The 25082-nt window shown below is 36.3% G+C and carries 22 protein-coding genes; 5 read left to right on the forward strand and 17 right to left on the reverse strand.

All coding sequences use genetic code 11. The annotated features are described in order from the left end of the window. Positions 1–63 precede the first annotated feature (63 nt). The 3 genes from groL to KO509_RS05185 all read right to left on the reverse strand — a co-directional run bounded on the left by groL (position 64) and on the right by KO509_RS05185 (position 2926). Positions 64–1716 carry a chaperonin GroEL gene (gene groL / locus KO509_RS05175; protein ID WP_215972216.1) on the reverse strand — a complete coding sequence of 551 codons (1653 nt, stop codon included), beginning with the start codon at positions 1714–1716 and terminating at the stop codon, positions 64–66. A gap of 74 nt (positions 1717–1790) precedes the next feature. Beyond that, positions 1791–2081 (reverse strand): co-chaperone GroES, encoded by a 291-nt coding sequence (locus KO509_RS05180; RefSeq protein ID WP_215972217.1) that lies wholly within the window; start codon positions 2079–2081, stop codon positions 1791–1793. Between the two features lie 293 nt (positions 2082–2374). Beyond that, on the reverse strand, positions 2375–2926 hold the full coding sequence (locus KO509_RS05185; RefSeq protein ID WP_215972218.1) for an FxsA family protein: 552 nt from the start codon (positions 2924–2926) through the stop codon (positions 2375–2377). 425 nt (positions 2927–3351) lie between these two features. Here KO509_RS05185 and KO509_RS05195 point away from each other — a divergent pair, with 425 nt between their 5' ends. After that, a complete protein-coding gene (locus KO509_RS05195) occupies positions 3352–5295 on the forward strand; it encodes a protein-disulfide reductase DsbD (protein WP_215972219.1) in 1944 nt (647 codons plus the stop codon). Positions 5296–5380: 85 nt separating this feature from the next. Here the strand turns inward: KO509_RS05195 and KO509_RS05200 are convergent, their stop codons facing one another. Genes KO509_RS05200 through KO509_RS05210 form a run of 3 tightly spaced genes read right to left on the reverse strand, consistent with a single transcriptional unit; the run spans position 5381 to position 9319 of the window. After that, positions 5381–7816 (reverse strand): EAL domain-containing protein, encoded by a 2436-nt coding sequence (locus KO509_RS05200; RefSeq protein WP_215972220.1) that lies wholly within the window; start codon positions 7814–7816, stop codon positions 5381–5383. Positions 7817–7830: 14 nt separating this feature from the next. Continuing rightward, positions 7831–9057 (reverse strand): hypothetical protein, encoded by a 1227-nt coding sequence (locus KO509_RS05205; protein ID WP_215972221.1) that lies wholly within the window; start codon positions 9055–9057, stop codon positions 7831–7833. Beyond that, positions 9035–9319 (reverse strand): hypothetical protein, encoded by a 285-nt coding sequence (locus tag KO509_RS05210; protein WP_252727398.1) that lies wholly within the window; start codon positions 9317–9319, stop codon positions 9035–9037. The genes KO509_RS05205 and KO509_RS05210 overlap by 23 nt, the downstream gene beginning before the upstream one ends. A gap of 635 nt (positions 9320–9954) precedes the next feature. Between KO509_RS05210 and aroQ the strand changes: the two genes are divergently transcribed. The 4 genes from aroQ (at position 9955) to KO509_RS05230 (ending at position 12613) form a co-directional block, all read left to right on the forward strand. Next, positions 9955–10404 (forward strand): type II 3-dehydroquinate dehydratase, encoded by a 450-nt coding sequence (gene aroQ / locus KO509_RS05215; RefSeq protein WP_215972222.1) that lies wholly within the window; start codon positions 9955–9957, stop codon positions 10402–10404. A 94-nt stretch (positions 10405–10498) separates the two neighbouring features. Continuing rightward, positions 10499–10951 carry an acetyl-CoA carboxylase biotin carboxyl carrier protein gene (gene accB / locus KO509_RS05220; RefSeq protein WP_215972223.1) on the forward strand — a complete coding sequence of 151 codons (453 nt, stop codon included), beginning with the start codon at positions 10499–10501 and terminating at the stop codon, positions 10949–10951. Positions 10952–10974: 23 nt separating this feature from the next. Beyond that, on the forward strand, positions 10975–12321 hold the full coding sequence (gene accC / locus KO509_RS05225; RefSeq protein WP_215972224.1) for an acetyl-CoA carboxylase biotin carboxylase subunit: 1347 nt from the start codon (positions 10975–10977) through the stop codon (positions 12319–12321). A 133-nt stretch (positions 12322–12454) separates the two neighbouring features. After that, entirely contained in the window at positions 12455–12613 is a 159-nt protein-coding gene (locus tag KO509_RS05230) for an oxidoreductase-like domain-containing protein (RefSeq protein ID WP_215972225.1), read from the forward strand. 169 nt (positions 12614–12782) lie between these two features. On the opposite strand, the gene KO509_RS05235 is transcribed toward KO509_RS05230, so the two are convergent. From KO509_RS05235 to KO509_RS05285, 11 genes are all read right to left on the reverse strand, one after another. After that, positions 12783–13730 carry a CvpA family protein gene (locus KO509_RS05235; protein WP_215972226.1) on the reverse strand — a complete coding sequence of 316 codons (948 nt, stop codon included), beginning with the start codon at positions 13728–13730 and terminating at the stop codon, positions 12783–12785. A 485-nt stretch (positions 13731–14215) separates the two neighbouring features. After that, positions 14216–16384 (reverse strand): TonB-dependent receptor, encoded by a 2169-nt coding sequence (locus KO509_RS05240; protein WP_215972227.1) that lies wholly within the window; start codon positions 16382–16384, stop codon positions 14216–14218. Between the two features lie 190 nt (positions 16385–16574). Continuing rightward, positions 16575–16745 (reverse strand): hypothetical protein, encoded by a 171-nt coding sequence (locus KO509_RS05245; RefSeq protein WP_201294525.1) that lies wholly within the window; start codon positions 16743–16745, stop codon positions 16575–16577. A 101-nt stretch (positions 16746–16846) separates the two neighbouring features. Beyond that, complete coding sequence (locus tag KO509_RS05250) at positions 16847–18295, reverse strand: insulinase family protein (protein WP_215972228.1); 1449 nt, start codon at positions 18293–18295, stop codon at positions 16847–16849. After that, positions 18292–19470, reverse strand: a complete 1179-nt coding sequence (gene pqqE / locus KO509_RS05255) for a pyrroloquinoline quinone biosynthesis protein PqqE (RefSeq protein ID WP_215972229.1) — start codon at positions 19468–19470, stop codon at positions 18292–18294. Before pqqE ends, KO509_RS05250 begins: the two co-directional genes overlap by 4 nt. After that, entirely contained in the window at positions 19463–19747 is a 285-nt protein-coding gene (gene pqqD, locus KO509_RS05260) for a pyrroloquinoline quinone biosynthesis peptide chaperone PqqD (protein ID WP_303495275.1), read from the reverse strand. Before pqqD ends, pqqE begins: the two co-directional genes overlap by 8 nt. Continuing rightward, entirely contained in the window at positions 19744–20511 is a 768-nt protein-coding gene (gene pqqC, locus KO509_RS05265; RefSeq protein WP_215972230.1) for a pyrroloquinoline-quinone synthase PqqC, read from the reverse strand. The genes pqqD and pqqC overlap by 4 nt, the downstream gene beginning before the upstream one ends. Before the next feature lie 22 nt (positions 20512–20533). Further along, positions 20534–21451, reverse strand: a complete 918-nt coding sequence (gene pqqB, locus KO509_RS05270; protein ID WP_215972231.1) for a pyrroloquinoline quinone biosynthesis protein PqqB — start codon at positions 21449–21451, stop codon at positions 20534–20536. Positions 21452–21574: 123 nt separating this feature from the next. After that, on the reverse strand, positions 21575–21646 hold the full coding sequence (pqqA, locus tag KO509_RS18190; RefSeq protein WP_118056096.1) for a pyrroloquinoline quinone precursor peptide PqqA: 72 nt from the start codon (positions 21644–21646) through the stop codon (positions 21575–21577). Positions 21647–21964: 318 nt separating this feature from the next. After that, positions 21965–22942 carry a prolyl aminopeptidase gene (gene pip / locus KO509_RS05280; protein ID WP_215972232.1) on the reverse strand — a complete coding sequence of 326 codons (978 nt, stop codon included), beginning with the start codon at positions 22940–22942 and terminating at the stop codon, positions 21965–21967. Positions 22943–22946: 4 nt separating this feature from the next. After that, positions 22947–24923, reverse strand: a complete 1977-nt coding sequence (locus KO509_RS05285) for a hypothetical protein (RefSeq protein ID WP_215972233.1) — start codon at positions 24921–24923, stop codon at positions 22947–22949. Positions 24924–25082 lie beyond the last annotated feature (159 nt).

A 25082-nucleotide genomic window follows, 5' to 3' on the forward strand; every position in this document is an offset into this window, starting at 1 on the left:
GTTTAGTGTTTCTTAAACGAGCAATTAAGCAACGCAGAAGTAGGCGATTTAATCAAGCATGATTTACATCATGCCTCCCATCCCCCCCATACCGCCCATGCCGCCCATATCAGGCATTGCAGGAGCGCCAGCATCTTTAACTGGTGCATCTGTGATCATAGCTTCGGTAGTTAGCATTAAACCAGCAACAGATGCAGCAAACTGAAGTGCTGAACGCGTTACTTTAGTTGGGTCAAGAATACCCATTTCTAACATATCACCATAAGAGCTGTTACCGGCATTATAACCATAGTTACCTTTACCGTTACGTACCTCATTTAACACAACTGATGCTTCGTCACCTGAGTTAGTTGCAATTTGACGTAATGGAGCAGACATTGCACGAATAGCCACGTTAATACCGTGTGTTTGATCTTCGTTAATACCCTCAAGATCTTTAATAGTTTCAGCAACTCTCACAAGTGCTACACCACCACCGGCAACAACGCCCTCTTCTACCGCAGCACGAGTTGCATGTAATGCATCTTCAACACGGGCTTTTTTCTCTTTCATTTCCATTTCAGTGGCTGCGCCAACTTTGATGACGGCAACACCGCCAGCTAATTTAGCTAAACGTTCTTGCAGTTTTTCTTTATCGTAATCTGAAGAAGAGTCTTCAATTTGACCACGAATTTGAGCAACACGTGCTTGAATGTCAGCTTCCTCGCCAACGCCATCAATAATAGTGGTGTTGTCTTTAGAAATGATTACACGCTTAGCTTGACCTAAATCTTCTAATGTTGCTTTTTCAAGTTCCATACCGATTTCTTCAGAAATAACAGTACCGCCTGTTAGCGTAGCTACATCTTGTAACATTGCTTTACGACGATCACCAAAACCTGGTGCTTTTACGGCTGCAACTTTCACAATACCGCGCATGTTGTTAACAACTAATGTTGCTAATGCTTCGCCTTCAACATCTTCAGCAATAATAAGTAAAGGTTTACCTGCTTTAGCAACGGCTTCTAAAGTCGTTAATAATTCACGAATGTTCGCAACTTTTTTATCAACAAGTAGAATGAATGGATTTTCTAATTCAACCGTGCCACTTTCTTGGTTAGTCATAAAGTAAGGTGATAAGTAACCACGATCAAACTGCATACCTTCAACAACATCAAGCTCATCAGTTAGCGCTTGACCTTCTTCAACAGTAATAACACCTTCAGTGCCTACTTTATCCATTGCTGTTGCAATGATTTTACCAACAGTTTCATCAGAGTTAGCAGAAATAGTACCTACTTGCTCAATAGCTTTATTATCAGTTACTGGTGAAGAAAGGTCTTTTAATGCAGCAACAGCAGCGATTACTGCTTTATCGATACCACGCTTAAGATCCATTGGGTTCATACCCGCAGCAATCGATTTTAAACCTTCATTAACAATAGCTTGAGCTAAAACAGTAGCAGTAGTTGTACCATCACCTGCTTCATCATTGGCTTTAGAAGCAACTTCTTTCACCATTTGTGCGCCCATGTTTTCAAACTTGTCTTCAAGTTCAATTTCTTTAGCAACACTTACACCATCTTTAGTGATCGTTGGACCACCAAAAGATTTGTCTAATACTACGTTACGACCTTTAGGGCCTAATGTTACTTTTACCGCGTCAGCTAAAATGTTTACGCCTCTAAGCATTTTTACTCTAGCGTCGTTACCAAATAATACGTCTTTTGCAGCCATGTTATTTCTTCCTATTTTTTGTGAATTTAGATGGAGCAATGCTCTACATCAAATTAAATACTTAATTATTGAGCTTACTCAACAATTGCTAAAATGTCTGATTCTGAAAGGATCAATACTTCTTCGCCGTCAATTTTCTCAGCTTTCATACCGTAACCTTCAGAGAAAATTACTTGGTCACCAATTTTTACGTCTAATGGGCGTACATCACCATTTTCTAAAATACGACCCTTACCAACAGCCACGACTTCAGCGCGAGTTGATTTTTCTGCTGCACTGCCTGTTAGCACAATGCCACCGGCTGATTTAGATTCAACTTCTTTACGTTTTACAATTACGCGATCATGTAATGGACGAATGCTCATTTATTTTCTCCTGAGAATTATTGGTTATAACAAATATGTTTGTGTGTAATTAATGGGGTTAAAAAAATACTTCACAAGTCTTTACTGTATTTTTTTGATTATTTAACTTTAACTCTGTTTTTAAAAACTTTAACTGATTGAAAAATATTAATTTAATGTTCGATTAGTTATATGGTCAGATTATTCATGTAAATGCTAAGAACATGTCCCTCTCAATAAACAATTGATCAACATAAATTCAACGAAGAAATCTATCAATATAACCATGACAAAAAGGTATATTACCTGGGTTACTAGTCTTTTCGCTTAAAGTCACCTTCTAGAGTTTCGCCTTGATGATGATTTTTATCAGAAGAAATAGCTTTGTTCTGCGTGAAGACAGTGTCGCTATCGACCGTTATATCAACTTCATTTTCATAAATATGACCATTTTCTTGCGTGAAGGTAGAAGAATGAAAATGTGCATTTGCACCAAACCCATTACCTTGACTAGTTTTAATATGCTTTTGTACTTTGCTAGCTAAAGCCTGACGGACATTAGGTATCAGTAGAAGTAAACCAAAAATATCAGTAACAAAACCTGGTGTCACCAACAGTATACCGGCTATTAGTAAAACTAAAGCAGTCACTATTTCGCCTGAAGGCATCTCTCCTTCTGCCATTTTAGTTTGTACTGATTGTAAAGTAGCTAAGCCTTGATGACGTACATATTTAGCGCCAAGCCAGGCACTAAGGATCACAATAGCAATGGTTGGCCAAGCGCCAATTAGCTCCCCAACCTGCATTAACACTGTGATTTCAATAATAGGTATAATAATAAATAGCGCAAATAATAAGCGAAACATAAAGACTCCTGTTTTCTTTGTAAGATATATTGGGCTAAACGGGTCTTTTTCAAGCGTAAATGGCTTTTACTTTACTTATCACGGATATTGTTAACTTTTTTTTAAGAAACCGATGTTATCTTGTGGTGTGCTTTAGGTTTAGATATATCTAACTAATAAGAGGCGCTATTACCGCTAACGAACCTATAGCTGAGCAAATGATGCCTTATAGTTGCGACATCATTAATCAAAAAAAGTTACTGTATAAAAAACTGCAGCTATTAATAAAAACTGAAAGTGATAATTTGATACAATTAAATACTCGAATTAATAAGCTGCATCCCTACAATGTAGCTAAGAGAATGTAATTGAAGTGATTGCTTTGAATATCCAGCAAGGCAATAAGCACTATTTAAACTGGATCAGTGAAAATTAAAGTAGTACTAATGAAAAATCCATCATCATTTTTAAACTTTTTTGCTAGAACATTTATTATATTATTTGCTCTACTGCTAGGTTTAAGTTCTGCAGTTAGTAATGCACAGCAATCTATTTTTGACACATCTGGACCATCATTATTTAGTAATGACAATGAGTTTTTAAGGGTAGATCAAGCCTTTGTTTTTAACTTTGATCAAGATGAGAATTTACTGCATATTAACTTTGATATCAGCGAAGGCTATTACCTTTATCGCCATCAATTTAAATTTACGAGTGATACAGCCCGCATAGCTGAAATAGATTTACCACAAGGTATAGAGCATGAAGATGAATTTTTTGGTGTGCAACAAATTTATAAAACCGCTTTAAATTTAACACTTAATATCGAGCAAGCTGACAAAAACGCTGTTATTACAGTTAGCTATCAAGGCTGTGCTGACAAGGGATTATGTTACCCTCCAACAAAAAAACAAATTTCACTAGATCAAGTATTAGAACAAACCAACAAAAACACATCTGCTGCTGTATTATCAGCTTTACATAGTGATGCAACTGAAACGTCTTCAACACAAAAACCAGAAACCTCAATGGTTAGTGAACAACACCAACTCGCTGATATGTTAAAGCAAGGGAGCTTACTATTAACGCTAGTTGCTTTCTTTTTAGGTGGGCTTTTATTGTCATTTACGCCTTGCGTATTTCCAATGTACCCTATATTAACGGGCATTATTGTTGGTGCTGGTAATAATAATTCAACACCTTTAACTACCAAGAAAGCATTTACGTTATCGTTCTTTTACGTGCAAGGTATGGCCGTTACTTATACCTTGCTCGGTGTAGTCGTTGCACTTGCTGGCGCGCAATTCCAAGCTATTTTTCAACATCCTTATGTGTTAATTGCCCTTAGTATTTTGTTTATCTTTTTAGCCTTATCCATGTTTGGCTTGTTCAACTTAGCCCTACCTGCTAGTTGGCAAAATTATTTAAATAGTTTAAGTAATAAACAAAAAGGCGGGTCAGTTACAGGTGTTATAATGATGGGTGTCATTTCAGGCTTGGTTGCTTCCCCTTGTACCACCGCACCTTTAACCGGTGCTTTATTATATATTTCACAAACAGGTGATGTGGTATTAGGCGCTTCCGCCTTGTATGCGCTAAGTTTAGGCATGGGATTACCATTATTAGTGTTAGGTAGTTCGGGGGGGAAACTATTGCCTAAAGCTGGTGCCTGGATGAATATTATAAAAAATATTTTCGGCCTATTATTACTCGCTGTTCCAATATTTTTATTAGAGCGCTTTATTCCCCAAGTTGCCAGTGATGCGCTATGGGCAATATTGATATTAAGCTCAGCTACTTATTTATATGTGGCCAACATCAATACGGCTTCACAGTCAACAGAGAAAACCGCTAAGAGCTTTGCCTTTGGCTTGCGTTCATTAATCATTTTTCTAATGCTATTTTGGGGAGCTAATATGCTCTATCAATTATTTACTCCTAATAACGTTACATCAAATGGCAATGTAGTTAACAATAATTCAAGCAACAACGGACAATCAATAATAACGAATCAAGAGAGCCAAATTCAACATTTTACCCAAGTAACTACCTTGAAAGAATTAACAGAAGTTATTGCCCTGGCTAATAGCCAAGGTAAAACAGTCATGTTAGATTTATATGCAGATTGGTGTGTTGCTTGTAAAGAATTTGAGGAATATACTTTTCCAGATAAAAAAGTACAACAGGCACTTGCTAACTCACTTTTACTACAAGTTGATTTAACCGAAACAAGCTTGCCGCAAAATATAGAATTAATGGATCACTTCAATGTATTTGGTTTACCATCAATTTTATTTTTTGATTTAAACGGAAAAGAATTAAGCCTACAACGTGTAACTGGCTTTATGAAGGCTGACAAATTTAGTGAGCATATCAATACTATATTTTAGCAGTAGCATATACATCAACGTAAATATCATCTACCAGTCAGATACTGGTGGATGAAAGCTAACATTTACATTTCTGTTATACTTATCAGGTTTTTCCCACTTGAGTTTTCCAGTAACCATTATGAGTATATTCTTGAATAAATTCTATCAAATCTATTTCTGGCACGGGTTTCGAAAAATAATAACCTTGAATTAGATCACATTCATTTTCCGTTAAGCTTCGTAATTGAGCCGCTGTTTCTACACCTTCAGCAATAACCGTTAAGCCTAAATTTTTCACCATCGCAATAGTCGACATAATAATTTGATAATCAGCATGATTTTCTAACATGCCAAAAACAAAACTTTTATCAATTTTAATAACGTCAATTGGCATTTTTTTAATATACGCTAATGACGAATACCCTGTACCAAAATCATCAATGGCAAAGCTGAACCCCATCTCTTTCAAACTATCCATCATCACAATGGTGTGCTCTATATCTTTTACTAACGTTTGCTCTGTTAACTCTAGTTCAAAACTATCCGCAGATAAGGAGAATTCATCCAATAAGCTTTGTAAATAGTTCGGCAAATTGATATCAATAAATTGCCCAGCTGATAAATTAATAGCAATTTTAACATCCGTTAACCCTTGCTTTTTAATCATTATCGCTAACTCAAAACAACGATGAATAATCCAATAACCTAATTCAATCATGTGCTGAGAGTTTTCTAAAATAGGAATAAAGTCTTCGGGTGAAACCATACCTCGCTCAGGGTGCTTCCAACGTAGTAATGCTTCAAAGCCATATATTTTATTATCTATTGCCCTTAATTGCGGTTGTAAACTTAACGTAAACTGTTGTTTAGCAAGTGCTTGACGAACTTCTCCTTCAAGCATAACCCTGTGAGCAACCCGCTGAAACATTTCTTGGTGATAAATATGGAATTGACTACCGCCATTGTCTTTTGCTTCATACATGGCAATATCTGCATGAGCAATTAAATCTTCTGCTTTTTCACTACTCGACTCTGTATAGGAAATACCGATACTTGTTGACACATAAAAAATACTTGAGCCAAGCTTTATAGGCTCTTTAAATTCTGCAAGTAATTGCTCTGCAATATTAATCGCTTCATTTACTGAATTTAAGCCCCCTAGCACCACCACAAATTCATCACCACCAAAGCGGCAGGCTAAATCCATTTTACCAACACTTAAACGTACACGATCAGCCGCTTGAATTAACAACTTATCGCCTTCGGTATGACCATTGCTATCATTTACTTTTTTAAAATCATCTAAATCTAAAAATAAAACAGCAACCCCACCAGGGTAACGACCAATATTAGCGATTGATTTACGTAATTGATAATTCAGCATATTACGATTAGGTAAACCAGTGAGTAAATCATACATCGCAATATTTTCTAACTCTTTGGTTTTTTGTTCCACCTCAATATTTAATTGCTCTAACTCATAGCTTAGCTCTAAAGCAGAGTCACTTAAAATATCGAGTTCATCAGAAAATAACATTGGTCTTTTTAATTTAATCTCTCTAAATTGATCAAACTTTTTATTGGCGAGTAAAGGAAGTGCACTTGACAAGTGTAATAAGCGTTTCGTAAACAACCGAGCGAGGCCATAAAGAAATAACCCCAGTACCATAAAGATACCACTGAGCGACATTAAAAACTGTAGCCTATATTGAGCATTTTTTTCTTCAAAAAGCGTAACATCATCTATTAGGGACAGATAAAATTCTCTTTTATTATCATTAGCTAATGGGAGAAAGTTAACCAAATAGCTTTTACCGTACTGCTCTATTTTCAAACCATCTTTAATGACTAAGTCAATGTTCATTTCGTCGTTAACTGCAAGAAGAGATTGAGTTAACGGCATATTAGATGATGAAATGACATTAACTTCGTTATTCACTTCACCTGATTCTGAAGAGAAACTCACTACAGCCACTTCACTATTTAGCGAAGTATTAATTGCATAAAGCATATCAACTAGACTCGCAGTCATAGTAATAACTAATACATCACCATGGTTATTCAATAAAGGAACGCTGAGTAATAAATAACATTGTTGTTGACATAGTACTTGATGATTAGGACTTTGAAGCCTTAAAACGCGGTCAATATTATCGTATGCAAACTCAGGCATAGCAGAGGTTTCAAATAGTGAATTTTTATTGGCATCAACCAACCAAATATTTTCTATATTTAGGTTTAACTGTAAACCATCGAATTGATTGGCAAGTTGTTCAGCAAAAATAGTGAAGTCTTGCTGTTGTGAAAACTTGGTAATTTCAGAGAATGATTCAAGCCAAACGTTCATTTTTGAACGAAGAATATCACTGTGCAAAGCAAACTGCACTTTACCTTGCGCTAAAGTATCTTGATGAAATTGTTTATAGTCGTCTTGTAGTCGAGATAAAGATAATGCTGAAAACCCGACAGCTAATATTAATAGTGTTGATACTATTAATATTAATAATTTCGTTGGGACACTAATAAACTTTTTCATCATCAATAACGTCTCAATTAGAACCAATACATCAACTGCACAGCACCAAGCTCCCAGTTTTCTGCATCATTCACTTGTGGATTAGGTAAAACAACAGGAGTAAGTCTACCACCTCCTTGAAACCAGTGGTATTCTAACCTTAGTCGTAAATTACTAGAAAAATCGTATGACAAACCAATGACGGTATCTCTATGATACCCAAAATAAGCAGGAATAAGGCCGTCATATTCCTCAGACATTGCTTTCCCATTTTTATCATCTCGATCATTATAAAAGTTTTCATAGCGAGCAAGTAAAGTTAGCTCATCATTTACCTTATATCGGGACTGTATATACATTCCTTGTCCAATCGGAGCTTTACTATACGTAGGGGTATAAAATCCTTTAGAGTCAAAAGTTTCTTGATAAATTTCACCACTTAGCTCCCAACGTTCTCCTTCATATAAAGCATTGATAGTATAAAATTTGAAAGAAAATTTGCCATCAAAAAATAAATCCCCAAATTCTGTCGCATCATAATTAAACACTGAGTCTAAATAAGATATCCCAAATCGCCACGAAGAAAAGCTAGGTTGCCAATATAAACTGGTTTGAAAATCAGAGTCCTGCTCTATTGAGCCTTTAATTTTATCACCTAAAATGATTTCACCCTGCTTATCTGAAATTTTCGAAGTACCGTAACTCAGGTTGAAATCAAAATTACCATAGTCATCATCACTATGGCTGATTTTAAGTGCCGCGCCATCTCCGCCAACAGCAATATCTCGAAAACCATCAAAATAAACAGATTGTGGTAAAATAATACTGGGACGAGCAAATGGAATATCCCTAGAACTAGAATAAAGCCAATGATTATTTTTAAAGCGTCCTAAATAAAGATTAGCCTGCCAACTTGAGCTTTTATACATTGACCAATCTAACAAAGCGTAATCGATACGAACACCTTCAGCGTATCTATTACCACCATTTAAATAGACAACTTGACCTGCTAGCCGCAAATTATCATTTAGCTGATAAGAAGCATTAAATCCCACTTCGGTTAGTTTAGATGATACTGCGCCATCATCTTCAACAAAATCACTATTTTCAACGTCAATGATCCCTTGAGCAACAAAGCCATGATATTGAAAATCTTGAGCAGAAAGCTTGTCCGAAGATATAGATACACATAGTGTAACTAATATGCCAAAAAAGAATCTTCTCATAGCTAAGTTTACCGCTTTAGTTTGTAATTTTAACAACATGTACACCCTCCATTCCTTGAGTTTCTTTTACGTAACCAATTGCACCAGGTGTCGTTCTAACTCCTTCTAGAAGTTCTTCTGGCGTATTAACTGTAATCGGTGCGACCCCTAACCCAGAATAAGTTAATTTATTCCATATGCGATCGAGTTGATAAGGGAACATTTGTAGACGCTCTTTACTAAAACGTAAATGAAGCGCATGCTGACGAGGTAAAACAAAAACAGTGATTCTTTGAGCGTCATTCCATTGCACTTGCCGCATAGTATAAATACGCCGTAATTGCGAAGTGGTTAATGTAGTTTCGCTAACAGTAGGATGTATAATAACTTCAACAGCCGAAGCCGTTGCACTAAGACAACCTAAAAAGATAAGTAAGCATAAAAAGTAAGGTGTTTTGATAATACAATCCTTCTATACCTAACAATATTCAAAATAAACATTTGTTAAGTATTTACCAACTAATAAGTAGGGGGATTTAATAATCACGGTAATTGGTAATAACTATAAAAAAACCTATAGTTATTTGAAAATGCTAAATAAAATCCAAAATACATCAACAAGATATCAGAAACCACATGTTTAACACAAGGAATACTTTGTTATTACTAATAATAAATAAAAATCGCAAAGTATTATTTTTCTTACCTAACTATTTTAACTATCCCTTTAAAAACAGTGTTTTAATTATCACTATTTATCTTATCAGTGTAGTAAACAATTATAAAAATAACCATTTTTTATATCGGCAAAGAGATAAGACCAGTAATTTGCTGCTATATTCTGCGAAAACACTATAATAATCGTCAATAATAAAAAAAAACGTTTTTTTATTCACAATATTATCAATTTATGTAATTATTGTGGCTAATATCAACTTTAAGGTGTTTTTAGCGAAGATGAGTACTAAGTTTGAGATTTTGGTGTTAAATGGACCTAATTTAAATATGTTAGGCAAACGTGAGCCTGAAATTTATGGTGCACAAACATTAGACGAAATAATTGACGCATTAGCAAAACAAGCACTAGCGAAAGAAGTTAAACTTTCTCACTTACAATCTAACGCTGAACACTTACTTATAGAAGCAATACATAAAGCTTATAAAAAAGTAGATTTTATTATTATAAACCCTGCAGCATTTACACATACAAGTGTCGCTATTCGTGATGCTTTATTGTCAGTAGATATACCTTTTATCGAAGTACACTTATCTAATGTGCATGCAAGAGAAAAATTTAGACATCATTCGTATTTGTCTGATGTAGCAACCGGGGTGATTTGTGGCTTAGGTGCAGATGGCTATAGTTATGCACTACAATCCGCAGAAGCTTGGTTGAGAAAACGTTAAATAGCTGTTGTTAGCTGTAGTAAATAACAAAATAATAGTTAGTTATAATAACTAACTTAATATTAATTAAAGCAAATTGAAATAAGGTAACGTAATGGATATTCGTAAGATCAAAAAACTTATTGAGTTAGTAGAAGAGTCAGGCATCAATGAATTAGAAATCTCTGAGGGAGAAGAATCGGTTCGTATATGTCGCGGCGCTCCCGTAACAGCTGCTCCAGCACCAGTAATGCAAGCAGCACCGATTACAGCACCAGCTGCTGCAGCACCAGTAGCAACACCTGCAAATGAGGCAGCAGCACCAGTACTGTCTGGCCATGTTGTTCGCTCTCCAATGGTTGGTACTTTCTACGCTTCAGCATCTCCAGATTCACCTGCTTTTGCCGAAGTAGGCCAACATGTTAACGCTGGTGATACATTATGTATTATTGAAGCAATGAAGATGATGAATCAAATCGAAGCTGATAAATCAGGTGTTATCAAAGAAATACTAGCAGACAATGAAGATGCTATTGAATTTGATCAACCGCTATTCATCATTGAATAAGCCCAACCAAAAAGGGTCATTCCATGTTAGATAAAGTTGTTATCGCCAACCGTGGCGAAATTGCCTTAAGAATATTACGAGCTTGTAAAGAGCTTGGTATTAAAACTGTTGCTGTACATTCCACTGCGGATAAAAACTTGAAGCACGTCTTATTAGCAGATGAAACCATCTGTATTGGTAAGGCTCCAGCTCCCGATAGTTACCTTAATATTCCTGCGATCATAACCGCAGCAGAAGTAACTAATGCTGTTGCTATTCATCCTGGTTACGGTTTTTTAGCTGAAAATGCTGACTTTGCTGAACAAGTTGAAAAATCAGGTTTTGCCTTTATCGGCCCAAAAGCTGAAAGCATCCGAATTATGGGTGATAAAGTTGCTGCAATCAAAGCGATGAAAGTTGCAGGTGTGCCTTGCGTACCTGGTTCTGACGGTCCATTAAATGATGACGATGCAGTAAACAAAGCCCATGCTAAGCGCATAGGTTACCCTGTTATTGTTAAAGCTGCTGGTGGTGGTGGTGGTCGTGGTATGCGCGTTGTGCGTACCGAAGAAGAGTTAATTGAATCTATTGCATTAACAAAGAAAGAAGCTGGTACCATTTTTAAAAATGATATGGTTTACATGGAAAAATTCCTTGAAAACCCACGTCATGTTGAAATTCAAATCATGGCTGACGGACAAGGTTCAGCTATTCACTTAGGTGAACGTGATTGTTCAATGCAACGTCGTCATCAAAAAGTAGTTGAAGAAGCACCTGCCCCAGGTATAACACCAGAAATGCGCGCAAAAATCGGCGAACGTTGTTGTAATGCTTGTATTGAAATTAATTATCGTGGTGCTGGTACTTTCGAGTTCTTATATGAAAACGGTGAGTTCTATTTCATTGAAATGAACACACGTATTCAAGTTGAACATCCTGTAACCGAGATGATCACAGGTGTAGATTTAATTAAAGAGCAACTACGTGTAGCTGCTGGACAACCATTATCTTACACGCAAGAAGATATTAAAATTTCAGGTCATTCAATTGAATGTCGTATTAATGCTGAAGATCCTCGTACTTTTATCCCTTCTCCGGGTAAAATTACGCGTTTTCACCCACCAGGTGGTTTAGGTGTTCGCTGGGATTCGCATATCTATGCTGACTACTCAGTACCTCCTCATTATGACTCTATGATTGGTAAACTAATCACTTGGGGTGATAATCGTGACGTAGCAATTGCACGTATGCGTAACGCACTTTCAGAGCTTGTAATAGACGGTATTAAAACAAATATCACTTTGCATCAAGATATATTAAATGATCAAGGTTTCGTAAATGGTGGGGCCAACATTCACTATTTAGAAAAGAAACTTTCTGAGTTTGGTTAAAGATTTTTTTGAATACTGAATACTTAAAGCTCTGCATTTGCAGAGCTTTTTTTTTCCTAGCAACTTACGGTAAAATGTTTACCATAAACTGAATATATATCATTAAGATATAAATATGAACAACGAGTAAAAAATGACAAAACAACTAGAAAAACCTACAGCACCACAAGATGATGATTGTTGTGGCGGTGGAGCCTGTAATCCTTGTGTTTGGGATCATTATTATGCTGAATTACAAAAGTGGCGTATTGCGCAAGCAAAATTAAAAGAACAAGGGCTAGAAAAAGAGTAAAGTCGATGATGCTAGCCTTCATCAACGACTTCTCATCATCAACTCCTGAAGCTTGCTTTAGTGCATTACAGTGACTAAAGCCTATTAACCTCATATGTATTACTGGCATATACTAGTTGATAAATAAAGGAAAAATACAAACTCTCACTAATATTTTTATCATAGCGCTCTATTTGATAATGCCAGAGTCCATAATAATTTGTGCGAGTTCTTTCGCCTTAGGGCTAGCCATCAAGCCAACAACATCACCATTATTTAACATGCGAGTAAGCTCAGGATCACTGCTAAGTTGTTTAAAACGAGGGTTCTGTTTTACAACTTCGACACGAATCAACGTGGTCATAACCTCTTCAGTAAGTCTCATTTTTACCGCTGTTTTATCGGTAACATCAACATCGCCCAACACATTCGTTTCAGCTAAAATACGCTGTACCGTTTTTTTATCAAGAACAGTATTGATTTCATGCGCAGTCATTAAACCGAGCACATCTCTTTCTTCTACCATACGGCTAATCTTCTTGCTGTTCACTAATGTTTTAACATCAGGATCATTAGCGAGAAATAAACCATCTTGTATTCCTCGAGCAGGATTTTTCAAAACGTATGAAGCGACACCAACCAATTGCGGCGTCTTTGGAAATTGTTGAGCCAGCACACTATCAATAGTCTCTCCCATAAACTGTTGTGATAAATTATTGATTAGGTTATTTTGTGGTAATTCGCCATTATTCAATGCTGTATTCGCTATATTAACGAACCAAACCAAGGCTAATCCGACTCCAGCACCTATCAAACCATTAGCGATTGCACCAAACCAAGGTAATTCTGACTTTCCATCCGTTAGTTTACCAAGAATGCTAAGGAGTATTTTAAGTGTGATTGAAATGACTATCCAACTGATAACAAATATTGCAACGCCTGCAACAAAGTAAGCAACTAGCCCTTGAAGCTCTGTTTTTTCGCTGATCAGTGCTGCCCCCTTGGTTGCAAAACTTAGCGCAATAAAATAACCGCCAATTAAACTCGCGATGCGAGCAATAACTAAGCCTAAACCAAGACAATAGCCACGATAGATAAAGTAAAGTAGAACTATTGAAAACAGTATTATTCCAATCATGTATTTTTCCTTTTAAATAAGTAGTCACAAATACTAAACACTATAATGATTACATTCAAGCATCCTTACTGATAGCAAGTTGACTAAATTATTTTCTACACAAACCAATTAAAAGCCTTATAAACACAACTTATAGACTATCAACATAATATAACTACCTACATTAATATCAAAATACGTTGATTGAAAATAAAGAAAATAAAACTCTATCAGGGTAGATTCTAAGTAGCTCGACACTTAACAAAATAGATATATTAAAAATGTCGCTATTGTACTTTCAAGTAATTTTCCGAGTATTGTAAGCTTTAATAGCATACATGAATGGATAGATTAATATATTATGTGCGGTATGCGAGTTAGGTGTTAGATGAGATATTAGGTGAGTTATTAGATGATTTATTGGATAAGATTAGGTGAGTTATATAAGCACGACGATGTTCTGCCGTACTTATATTCCCCACTTTAACCAAAAGAGAGTACTACGTCTAAAAATTGAAGGTGATACCACCAAAAAATAGACGTTCACGGCCAGCCAATTTACCCTCATTTCGGCTCACCAAATATTCTTTATCAAACAAATTTTCTACACTAGCAAACAAGGTTACACCGGTATTAGGGATATAGTAATTAACCGTCGCATTCCAGATGGTATAACTAGGAATTATACCCTCAATACCATTTCCTGATTCAATGCGTGTATTTTCATCATCAGCAAATTGCCTACTCACATGCTGTACTCCAATACGTGCTTCAACACCACTAACATGTTCATAACCTAAGTCAAGGTTTGCCAAATTTTCTGGCGCATATTGCATACGATTACCATCATTAGCAGGATCTGAGGCTTTGGTATATTCTGCAGTCCATAAGTTAGTGTATGAACCGGATAGATAGACATTATTGTTCCAGTTATAAATCTCACCAAAATTAATTCGAGTCGCTAGTTCAATACCTTGTTGTTCACTTTTACCGCTATTATCAAATGTTGCACCATTATCTACGATAGTATTTTCAATATCGTTATGAAATAAAGCACCAGAGATAACAATACCTTTAACGTAATTACTTCTCATACCTAATTCGAACAAAGTACTTTCTTCAGGTACAGCACGGGCACCTGATGCATCAAGCTCTCGATCAGCACGTGATGGTGAAATACCTTGATGAACACCCGCAAAAATTGTTGTCTTCGTTATACCATTCCAAGCGACGCCAAAGCTTGGAAGAAACTCAGTATAACTGTCTGAAACACGATTCGAAGAAAAGTCATCACTGTCTCTGGTACGTACATCTTCAACACGAAAGCCCGCTGTTATTGACCAGTTATCGATATAAGTAGTGTTTTGGGCAAAATAAGATAATGCATAGGCATCAAGCGTGGTTCCTTCGCGATCTTCGCCTTCAAGTAATGCCAATTCATAATCTAAGCGTTGCGCGGTATTAACAGCATACACCTGCTCACGATGCGCTTGCTCTTGATGGTATCTAAGCCCAAAGATTGCATCATTTTCAAAGCCAAATAAGTCATGTTCAAAATCGGCTTTGCTTTCTGCTCCCCATGTATAATATTGGCGCGGAGCATGACGACCACCACAAACATTAATATCGGTGTCACCAATATCCGATACGGTTACATTACCATCATCATTTATATCCCCCACAGCATCACAGTTACGTAATCGTGATTCCCACTCACCATTAACCTCTCTACCGCTATTACTAGCACGTAAACCATTACGGAAAGTATCAGTGTAATAAGCTTGAGACTGTATCGTAAATTTATCATTAACCTCAATTTTATGAGTTAGTTGTATAACATCACGACTTTGTTCCCACAGATCTAACTCTACCGTTGGATGAGAATAAGGATCACGCGCATATTCATCCTGAGTTAAGTAGTTTTCAGTTTGGTTACGACGATCATTGGTATGAACTATTTTTAAGCCAACTGTTTGATCGTCAGTAATTTTTAATTCGCCTTTAAAGCGATAATCTTTAACATCATACCCGCTATCATCAAAAATACCGTCGCCCTTACTTTGTGAGAAATCCAACATAAAGCCACCGGTTTCATTACCAAAGCCAACATTTGCATGTAATCCTCGGAGGGCTTGATTACCAAAGGTAGAGGTTAATGAGCCTTCAATTTCACCATTACGAGGTGCAGTTTTAGTAACAAAGTTTACAGCCCCACCTAATGTTTGCGGACCATATAAAATTTGTCCTGCACCTTTAACAACCTCTACTCGAACAACGGATGTTGAAGGTGTCGCATAATGGTTAACAGGGTCGGTGTAAGGCGCAAGTTGAAGTGGCATGCCATCTTCCATTACCATCGCTTTCGCACTTCGACGAGGATTCTGGCCACGAATACCAATATTTAAATCAAAACTCATGCTGCCATCAGGAACTACCATTATGCCTGGCAAGGTTCTTAATTGTTCATTGATGGATAATGGACGGCGTGACTCAAGGTATTCTTTATCAATAATATCAAATGAACCTGCAACAGCTTCAAGTCTGTCCGGTAAAATGCCAGTAACTGTCAATTTATCCATTTCAGCAGTCGCAGTATCTTCTGCATATGTCGTATAAGGTACTAATAATAACGACGACAGTATAGCCGTACTGATTAATGTTGGTTTGAGAGTCATCTTGTTTCATTCTCTTTATTATTATAAAGATATTATATTAGTCACCATAAGAGAGACTTCATATAGGAAAAATTCCTGAATGAAATAAATCACGAAAATAATTTAACAATTGAGCTAAGAATTTGTATTCACAAGGCTTAACTGCTACTTAACTACTAACAGTTAACTGCTAAAAGTGAACAACTCACAATTAATCTACAGTTTTAATGGTCACTTCAATTTTTTTACTATCACCCACAAACCATTTTTGTACGTAGATTGATCCTAAAACAGGTGGCATCCCATTTTCTGGCACTTCTTTATAACGAACACTATTTTTGTTGTGCTTTTCCAGTTCAAACTGAATTACTTTTTCCGACATAACTACCTCTACAGTTTTAATAAATTTGGCTTTTCAGCTGAATAATAAGGTATTTTTACTACAGGGTAAATTTTATCGTTATGCGCTAAGACAAGATTTAACTACGTGATGTGATTTTTTAGATAAGTAGCTATTTGAGTAGAGGTGATGCTCATCACTTGGTCATATTGAACGTGATAAAGCCGACAATATTTAATTTTAGCAAGTGCTAAGCTCATACTAATAAAAGCATCATCTTGACTGAGGCTCAGTAAACATTGAGCGATATTGTCTAAATAGGTATCCGGGGTTACATCAAAAGCACTATATATTGCTAAGTATTTAGAGTTATCAATCACTAATGCTTGGGTCGCATAGCAATTCCCTTCGTAGCGATGCGCTGAAAATTTTGGGTAGGCGCTAATAATATAACTGGTAATATTAGCCAGTATTTTACCTTCTGCATTAATCTTTGCTAGCCATAATCCGTTATTTTGATCATTTACATACACGTGCTCAGATGACTGATTTAATACCGTACTCTCTAATTGAATTTTTGCTTCTTGGTATAAATTTGAAAAGAGCTTTGGTAGCACAGTTTTATGAGTGAATTCTTTTTCATCACTATTAACTAAAAAAGTCTTATCCCTCTGTGCTACTAACTTACTAGATAGCATAGCAAGTGCCGGTATTAAATGGCGACTCGCTGATGTTAGTGAAGTATCACTGTTGAGCAATACTTGCTTACTCGAGCTCTCCACTTCCTTGTAATCGTCAATTTCTTGATAATAAAGATCCTGCAACCATGAGTGATACAGAGTAATAAGTTTGTTAATCTCAGGAGAATACTTGGTGCTATCTTGCTCATTAGCATCAATATTATGTGCATTGGTACTGTATTCCTCTAATGCTATTGCTACCTTGTTTAATTCACTAGACGGCTTAGGTAATGATGCGACTATATTTGCAATTTCTTTAACATCGGCGTTCGCAGTAACTAAGGTAATATTGTCTGCTTGATAAAAACGTTGATGAAAATGAGTTAAATCGTTAATTGATAATTCACCAATTGACGTACTTATCCCCCCATAACTAATCTCACTGCTTTTGTCTTTTTTAGCACTGTTTTTATTATTGCCTTTTTCTGCTTGTTCTACGCCTAATAACTCTCGATAGATAACCCCTTTTTCATCGCCATCATGAATTTCATACTGTAAATCAGTATCGGTAAACACGGGATTGAATAAACCATTTAATAAATAATTTATAGCCAACTTAAACGTATTTCGGCATTGACTTTGACAGTGAAAATGAGTGGTTTGAGCTAATGTCGAGGCATTGATTTTAACATCGGTTAACGAGAGTAATTGAAATAAAGTTTCCGGTTTAGGAAAAGCTTTACTACCACGAAACACAAAATGCTCTACGCCATGAGCAACCCCGCTGTTATCAAATATTGGGGTATTTACAACAAAAAGCGCACTAAAACCGCTATTATCTACAATATTTATATGTTTTAAACCGTTTTTGTGGCGATAAATATCTTCTGATAATAGCGTTTCTAACATCATATTTTTATACGTGTAATATTTAATTGTGTATTTTCAGCATGCTTCATCGCTTTTTGATTTACACGCATAACGATCGGGTTTGATGGGCTAGTTGCACTGGCAATCGCCTCTTGAATTAAATGGTGATCTTCCGATTTACTACAAACAGGATCGGTTTTATGCATATCACCAGTCATCATGAATGCCTGACAACGACACCCGCCAAAGTCTTTCTCTTTTTCATCACACCCTTTACATGGTTGCGGCATCCAATCATCACCACGAAAATAATCAAAAGAAAAATCTTGTTGCCATATATCGTTGATAGACTTATCTTTGACATTTGGAAAAGTCAGAGGCAACATTTTTGCACTATGACAAGGTAGCGCAGATCCGTCAGGCGTAACGGTTAAAAAGGTTGATCCCCAACCATTCATACACGCTTTTGGACGAGTTTCAAAATAGTCAGGCGTTACAAAAATAAAGTGCGGTCCCCTACCATCTTGCTGATCTCTGAATTCATTTACAATACGTTCTGCTTCAACTAATTGCTCTCGAGAAGGTAATAAATGATCACGGTTTTCATACGCCCAACCATAATATTGTGCAGTGGCTAGCTCAACATAATCAGCTTCTAGCTCACAACTTAAACGCATAATAGCTTCAATTTGATCAAGATTTTGTTTCGATAAAACAAAGTTAAGCACCATAGGATAGCCTTGAGCTTTAACCGATTTAGCCATATTAAACTTTTGCTGGTAGGCATTACCACGACCGGCAATGGCATCGTTTAATTCAGGATCAGCACCTTGAAAACTAATTTGTATATGATCTAAGCCTGCTTTTTTTAGTTTTGCGATGCGCTTTTCAGTTAACCCAATACCAGAGGTAATTAAGTTAGTGTAAAAACCTAAATCCCTCGCCTGCTTTACTAAAGCTTCTAAGTCTTTGCGTAGCAATGGCTCACCGCCAGAAAAGCCAAGCTGTACTGCTCCCATATCCCTTGCTTCACTAAATACTTTCTGCCACTGCTCTGTGGTTAACTCATTTTTAGTTTCGCTTAATTGGGTTGGATTTGAACAGTAAGGGCAATGCAATGGACAATCATAGGTTAATTCCGCTAGTAACCAAAGCGGAGGTCCAACAAGTGTCTTGGTGTCTTTTTTTAATGCCTCAGTTACTGCTTGGCTAGTCATGATAAAGCCACTTCTTCTCAATTGCGGTAGTGATAAACTCATTCACGTCGGTAGCTAAATTACCCGCATCAGGAAATTTAGCATGTAATACATCGATAATTTCCTGTACATTTTTTTGCCCATCAATAAGCTGCATAATTTCGCCAGCACCACCGTTAAGCTTAACCATACCTTCTGGAAATAATAACACGAAGCAATCTTGTGCTTTTTCCCATTGGAAACGGAACATTCTATTAAGTGACGGTGTCATGGTTGGTGTAATCGTTAATGTGCTCACTTAAATATACCTTTATGATAAATAGGGTTATTAATTGCCTCTTGACCAAGTATGTCTTGATAAGGAGCTCTGCCTTGTTGATAAGCTAAACTCATTGAATCTAGCATACTCCACAGAATATCCAGTTTGAATTGCAGAATATTTAGCGCTTCTTCTTGTGCTTCACGGGTAGTAAAGTAATCTAAGGTTATTTGTAAACCATGACTAACATCACGACGCGCTTGCGATAAACGCATTTGGAAATAACGTAAACCGTCAGGTTTTATCCATGGGTAATTTTGAGGCCAACTATCAAGGCGGCTTTGATGTATTTTAGGTGCAAACATTTCGGTTAATGATGAACAAGCAGCTTGTTGCCAATTAGCGCTGCGGGCAAAATTCACATAAGCATCGACCGCGAAACGAACACCTGGCAATACAAATTTTTCATCTAATAAATCCTGTCGGTCTAAGCCTACAGCTTCACCTAAACGTAACCAAGCTTCAATTCCTCCTAGGGCTTCATCACCAATACAGCCGTCATGATCAAGAATACGTTGCACCCATAAGCGTCTAGTTTCCATATCTCGGCAATTAGCCATAATTGCCGCATCTTTAATTGGTATATTCAATTGATAATAAAAGCGATTTGCTACCCAGCCTTGAATTTCTTCTTTACTACATTTACCTTCGTGCATCGCAATATGAAAAGGATGGTTAATATGATAGAGCTGACCTTTATCTTTAAGTTTTTGTTCAAACTGCTCTCTGGTCCAAGCTTGCATAAAAAGGATCCTTTAAGTGTAATTAAATCGTTATTTCCATGCCATCTGTGGCAATTTCTACACCATTGTCTAAAACAAACTGATGTTGAGGAGATTCTTCATTTAAAATAGGGTTTGTGTTGTTGATATGTATTAGGATTTTTCGATCTATTGTAAATTTATTCAATAAAGCGACGGTACCATAATCACCATTGACTGGCATATGTCCCATTTCTGACCCTAATTTAGTACCAACACCTTGCGCAATCATTTCATCATCAAGCCATAGCGTACCATCAATAAGCACACAGCTAGCTTCTGAAAGTATACGTTCAACTTCAGCGGTACTTTCAACAATTCCCGGTAAGTAGAATAAATATTTACCGGTACTTTTATCAATAATTTTTAAACCAATATTATTACCGTCAACCACTTTATCTCTATAACGCGAATAAGGTGGAGCATTTGACTCAATAATAACGGGAAGGAATTCGATGCCTTCAACGCCGGTAACACCAAATGGTGCACGTTGTTCAGTATCAATTTTGTTAAAGCTGAGTCCACCGTGCCAATGCTCTAGCAAATTAAATAATGGAAAAGCCGTTGATAAGTCTTCATAAACAACATCACTACAGTAAACATCAAGCGGTAACCCTTCGCGCAACGTTAACAAACCTGTGGTGTGGTCTATTTGGCTGTCAGTTAATATTGCGGCACGAATGTTAGTACCACGACTGCCTTCTTCAGGCCAAAGTTGTGGAGATTGATTTATTTGTTCACGGATATCTGGTGATGCATTGATCAATACCCAGTCTTTGCCATTTTGGCTAACTGCAATAGATGATTGTGTACGCGCCGTTGCTTTAATGCTGCCATCGCGTAAGCCTTTACAATTTGCGCAGTGACAATTCCATTGAGGAAACCCGCCGCCAGCAGCAGAGCCTAGAACTAAAATTTTCATATGTGCCTCGAAATCAAGACAAAGGGGAAGTTAGAAATTAACTAGTGATAACTAATTACCTCAGGTTTTAAGCAAAAGTATACTGAGGTAATTTTTTGTATTAATTTATTCGTCTTGCTCAAATTAACGATTACTGATGTAAAGCGTTACTTCAAATCCTAAACGCATTTCTTCAAAGTTAGGTTTAGTCCACATAATATATTCCTCGCTGGTTGATGATATTAATTTATGTTCTTGCTTACATTGCATTCATAAGCACCCTTTTACTATATTTAATTTTCATTTATTAAACATCATACTTTAGAAGGAAATGAAACCGTATGACGGATGAGTTGTTCCATAATGTAACTTTTAAATCGATTGTTTAATTTTACACACCCTTTAAATAATATTTAAAAACAATGAGTTAAATTCACTTAAAAGCTACATATCATAAACTAGAAAATACCGTTAATTATGCTGTTATATATGTATATATTTCTACATGTAATTTCCATTGTGCTTTTTACAACCTTATTTGTTTGCTGCAAAATCGTCAGTTGCCTGTACTAAAGCATCAATGATTTTCGCTTCATTTGCAACATGACCGGCCATTTCAATAATTGATAATTCAGCTTCAGGCCAGTGTTGCTTTAATTGCCACGCCTGCGTCAGAGGACATACCATATCATAACGACCATGAATAATTTTTGTCGGTATATGTCGTATGCTTTTTATATTTTCAAGTAAAGGTTCATCACTAATAAAGCACTTGTTTATTGAATAATATAACTGAATAATTGAAGGGACTTTGTCGTCTTCAGCTATTTTATTTTCTTTGAAATCAACTACGTTTTGCCAATAGATAAGGTTTGCTTCCCAGTATTCTAATTTGCTAAAAATACGGTTTGAAGTCTGAATATTATCACTGGTGAGTTGCTGATATATCATTGACAAAGGCTCTGTTACTTGTTCTAAAGGTAAACCTTTCACCAAATGACTCCATGCATCAGGAAAGATTTTAGCCGCACCATTTGCGCTATACACCCAATCAATATCTTCAGCGCGCCCCAAAAAAACACCACGTAGTATTAAACCAGATACGTATTGCGAAAAGTTTTTCGCATAATGTAAGCCAAGTGTCGTGCCCCAAGAGCCACCAAAAATTAGCCACTGGTCAATATTAAGGTGTTGGCGTATCGCTTCTATATCTTGAATAAGGTTAGCGGTTGTATTGTGTGCTAAAGCGCCATAAGGTCGAGAGCGCCCACAACCTCGTTGATCAAACAAAATAATATGATACAGCTTAGGATCAAAGAAACATCGATGCGATGCTCTACAACCCGAGCCTGGGCCACCGTGTAAAAAAAGCACAGGAATACCTGTTGGATTTCCACATTGTTCAACATAAAGCTGATGCTCAACAGCTGCCTCTTCATCGCCTAATTCAATATTGGCCACATTTAAGTAATAATGATGAAAAGGTTCAATAGCGGGATACAGTGATAGCAATAACTTATACCTTCTCTTGATGATTAAAACTGGCGATAGTATTTGCCATTACTGTTTTGTTGATTAGTGTTGGTTTATAAAAATAATTTTTATCGTCTTTTAAAAAATCAGCCATTGTTTTCAATACATGAACTTGATTCGGATAGTCATCAAAACGCTTGTGACCCCAATCTCCAGAATTGCTAATAAATAAATCAAACAATGTCATTTGCACTGAGTATTTTATATTCTTTAATTCAGTAAATTGTGATCCCTTAGAAGTATCTAAGAAACTACCACCAAACTCAGATTTTACTTCGATTTTAGTTTTCGAGTATTTTTTCTCACCTGTCAGCTCTATCGTACAAACAAGTGTATCTAGGTTCATGTTGATTGAACCATGTTCATACGTTATATCCATACATCGCTTTTTATTATGAGTAAATTTTCCCGCCAGTATATCGATTTCACAATTACAGCTAGTACCTGATAAACGCACTAAGCTAGCACCTAATTCATCGGCTGAACATTTCACAATTTCAGGTATATCTTCTAATAAATACCATTCAGATTTTAATTCGGATAAGTTAACGTCTGTTTTTAGAATGTTTGCAAGCAAAGTGATCGGATGTACTAATGTTTCGTAGTAAAAACCACCGGTCTCTTTTTTTAGTGCCCAATCACGTTTATCAATGTCTTCAAGAAAAGTAATGTCTATTTTTTTTACTTCACCTAACAAGCCTTGAATATAAGCTAAGGTGCTTGGTGCAACTTTTTCATTAAGCGGTTCATTATTTACATTTACGATTGAAATATTGACGAACCGATTATAGTTAGGATTTAACGATAGAAAGTAATTGAGAGCTATCGCTTTTTCGAGCCAATAATAGCTAAACAAGAAACCTTTACTCATTATTGTATCAACGTTATCGGCTAGCGCCATTAGCTCTAACTCACTTCCTACAATAGGTTTTTCAACACCAAAAACAATCCCCTCTTTGCTTAAAGCATCTATATACGTAATGTGCTCAGCAGTTGGTGTTGCGATAACAGCATAAGATGAACTCTTTTTAATATAGTCGACAATTTTTTTTGTTGTGTTACCGCCTTCCCCTGCTTCTGAGGCATCAAAATATCGAATGCCTTGATCATTTAATGCCTGTTTAAACTGCGGACAAATAGTATCGCTTGCTATTGCTATTTGTTTGTTTGAGTAAAAACCACGATCTTTTAAGGCTGGTAACATTCTTTTTTGCACAACATCCCCCGCCCCTATTATTGTAATATTTGGTCTGCGTCTAACGGGAATGGCTGGTATAAGGTTAATAATATTCGCTATGATCAGTACCGTATACATATAGCCTAATAGTGACAGCGTTAATTTAAAGTTCGCAGAAATATCATTTGTTATTGCCGGGAAGTTCAAAATTGTCGCAATCACTTCACTGACATTAACATCAATAATGCTAGCGATTAAAAAGAACTGAGTGGCGAGTACTAAGGGCAAGGTAATAAAGTATTCAGCTTCATTAAAAATAGAAAGATGCTTTTCAATCAAAATTCTAAACAATAAGTAATAGAATATCCAAACAATTGATTCAAATAAAAAGTAGCAAAGATAAACAGTTAAAATGAGATTGGGTAATCCCTCTAGCGCAAACATAGGTTGGAATATGCCAAGGTTAATCCAGGCCATACTTTTTAAAAAATATAAAATAGCGGAAAAAGAAAATACCGCTAATAAGTAATACTCGGTATCGCGCGCATGTATATCTACTCGCTCTTTACTATCATTTATTTTAGAAGACTTATTGCGTTGTAATGCTTTGAGCAGCTGTAACAGCGAAGTAAAGCGGAATACATATATACACCAGTATACTACTTTAGCAATTAAACTATGCTTGGCTCCCCAACTGTAAGATTCATAATGAGGTGGCGTACTAATTTTTTTGAATAAGCCCTTTTTTTCGTTATTAGCTTTATTTTTGTTAGTGCTATTCAACTTATTAATGCCATTTATAAATATACAATGATCACTATAGTCTCAAAAATTCAAAGCGAGTGAAAGTAGATAATAGAAGGCCACAGCTTATTTAAAAAGCGCTAAAATTGTTGTGGTGACATTGTTAAGCTTTTGAGATATCAATTAAATAAAAACAGT

The organism is Colwellia sp. C2M11 (assembly GCF_018860915.1).
In the GTDB taxonomy this organism is placed as follows: domain Bacteria; phylum Pseudomonadota; class Gammaproteobacteria; order Enterobacterales; family Alteromonadaceae; genus Colwellia.

What these genes read in the sequence shown, in the direction of transcription:
- KO509_RS05200 (WP_215972220.1), bottom strand. Translation starts at nt 7,816, where the DNA reads ATGATGAAAAAGTTTATTAGTGTCCCAACGAAATTATTAATATTAATA.
- aroQ (WP_215972222.1), top strand. Translation starts at nt 9,955, where the DNA reads ATGAGTACTAAGTTTGAGATTTTGGTGTTAAATGGACCTAATTTAAAT.
- accB (WP_215972223.1), top strand. Translation starts at nt 10,499, where the DNA reads ATGGATATTCGTAAGATCAAAAAACTTATTGAGTTAGTAGAAGAGTCA.
- groL (WP_215972216.1), bottom strand. Translation starts at nt 1,716, where the DNA reads ATGGCTGCAAAAGACGTATTATTTGGTAACGACGCTAGAGTAAAAATG.
- accC (WP_215972224.1), top strand. Translation starts at nt 10,975, where the DNA reads ATGTTAGATAAAGTTGTTATCGCCAACCGTGGCGAAATTGCCTTAAGA.
- KO509_RS05195 (WP_215972219.1), top strand. Translation starts at nt 3,352, where the DNA reads ATGAAAAATCCATCATCATTTTTAAACTTTTTTGCTAGAACATTTATT.
- KO509_RS05240 (WP_215972227.1), bottom strand. Translation starts at nt 16,384, where the DNA reads ATGACTCTCAAACCAACATTAATCAGTACGGCTATACTGTCGTCGTTA.
- KO509_RS05205 (WP_215972221.1), bottom strand. Translation starts at nt 9,057, where the DNA reads ATGTTGTTAAAATTACAAACTAAAGCGGTAAACTTAGCTATGAGAAGA.
- KO509_RS05230 (WP_215972225.1), top strand. Translation starts at nt 12,455, where the DNA reads ATGACAAAACAACTAGAAAAACCTACAGCACCACAAGATGATGATTGT.
- pqqE (WP_215972229.1), bottom strand. Translation starts at nt 19,470, where the DNA reads ATGACTAGCCAAGCAGTAACTGAGGCATTAAAAAAAGACACCAAGACA.
- KO509_RS05210 (WP_252727398.1), bottom strand. Translation starts at nt 9,319, where the DNA reads ATGCGGCAAGTGCAATGGAATGACGCTCAAAGAATCACTGTTTTTGTT.
- KO509_RS05250 (WP_215972228.1), bottom strand. Translation starts at nt 18,295, where the DNA reads ATGATGTTAGAAACGCTATTATCAGAAGATATTTATCGCCACAAAAAC.
- KO509_RS05180 (WP_215972217.1), bottom strand. Translation starts at nt 2,081, where the DNA reads ATGAGCATTCGTCCATTACATGATCGCGTAATTGTAAAACGTAAAGAA.
- pqqB (WP_215972231.1), bottom strand. Translation starts at nt 21,451, where the DNA reads ATGAAAATTTTAGTTCTAGGCTCTGCTGCTGGCGGCGGGTTTCCTCAA.
- KO509_RS05245 (WP_201294525.1), bottom strand. Translation starts at nt 16,745, where the DNA reads ATGTCGGAAAAAGTAATTCAGTTTGAACTGGAAAAGCACAACAAAAAT.
- KO509_RS05235 (WP_215972226.1), bottom strand. Translation starts at nt 13,730, where the DNA reads ATGATTGGAATAATACTGTTTTCAATAGTTCTACTTTACTTTATCTAT.
- pqqC (WP_215972230.1), bottom strand. Translation starts at nt 20,511, where the DNA reads ATGCAAGCTTGGACCAGAGAGCAGTTTGAACAAAAACTTAAAGATAAA.
- KO509_RS05185 (WP_215972218.1), bottom strand. Translation starts at nt 2,926, where the DNA reads ATGTTTCGCTTATTATTTGCGCTATTTATTATTATACCTATTATTGAA.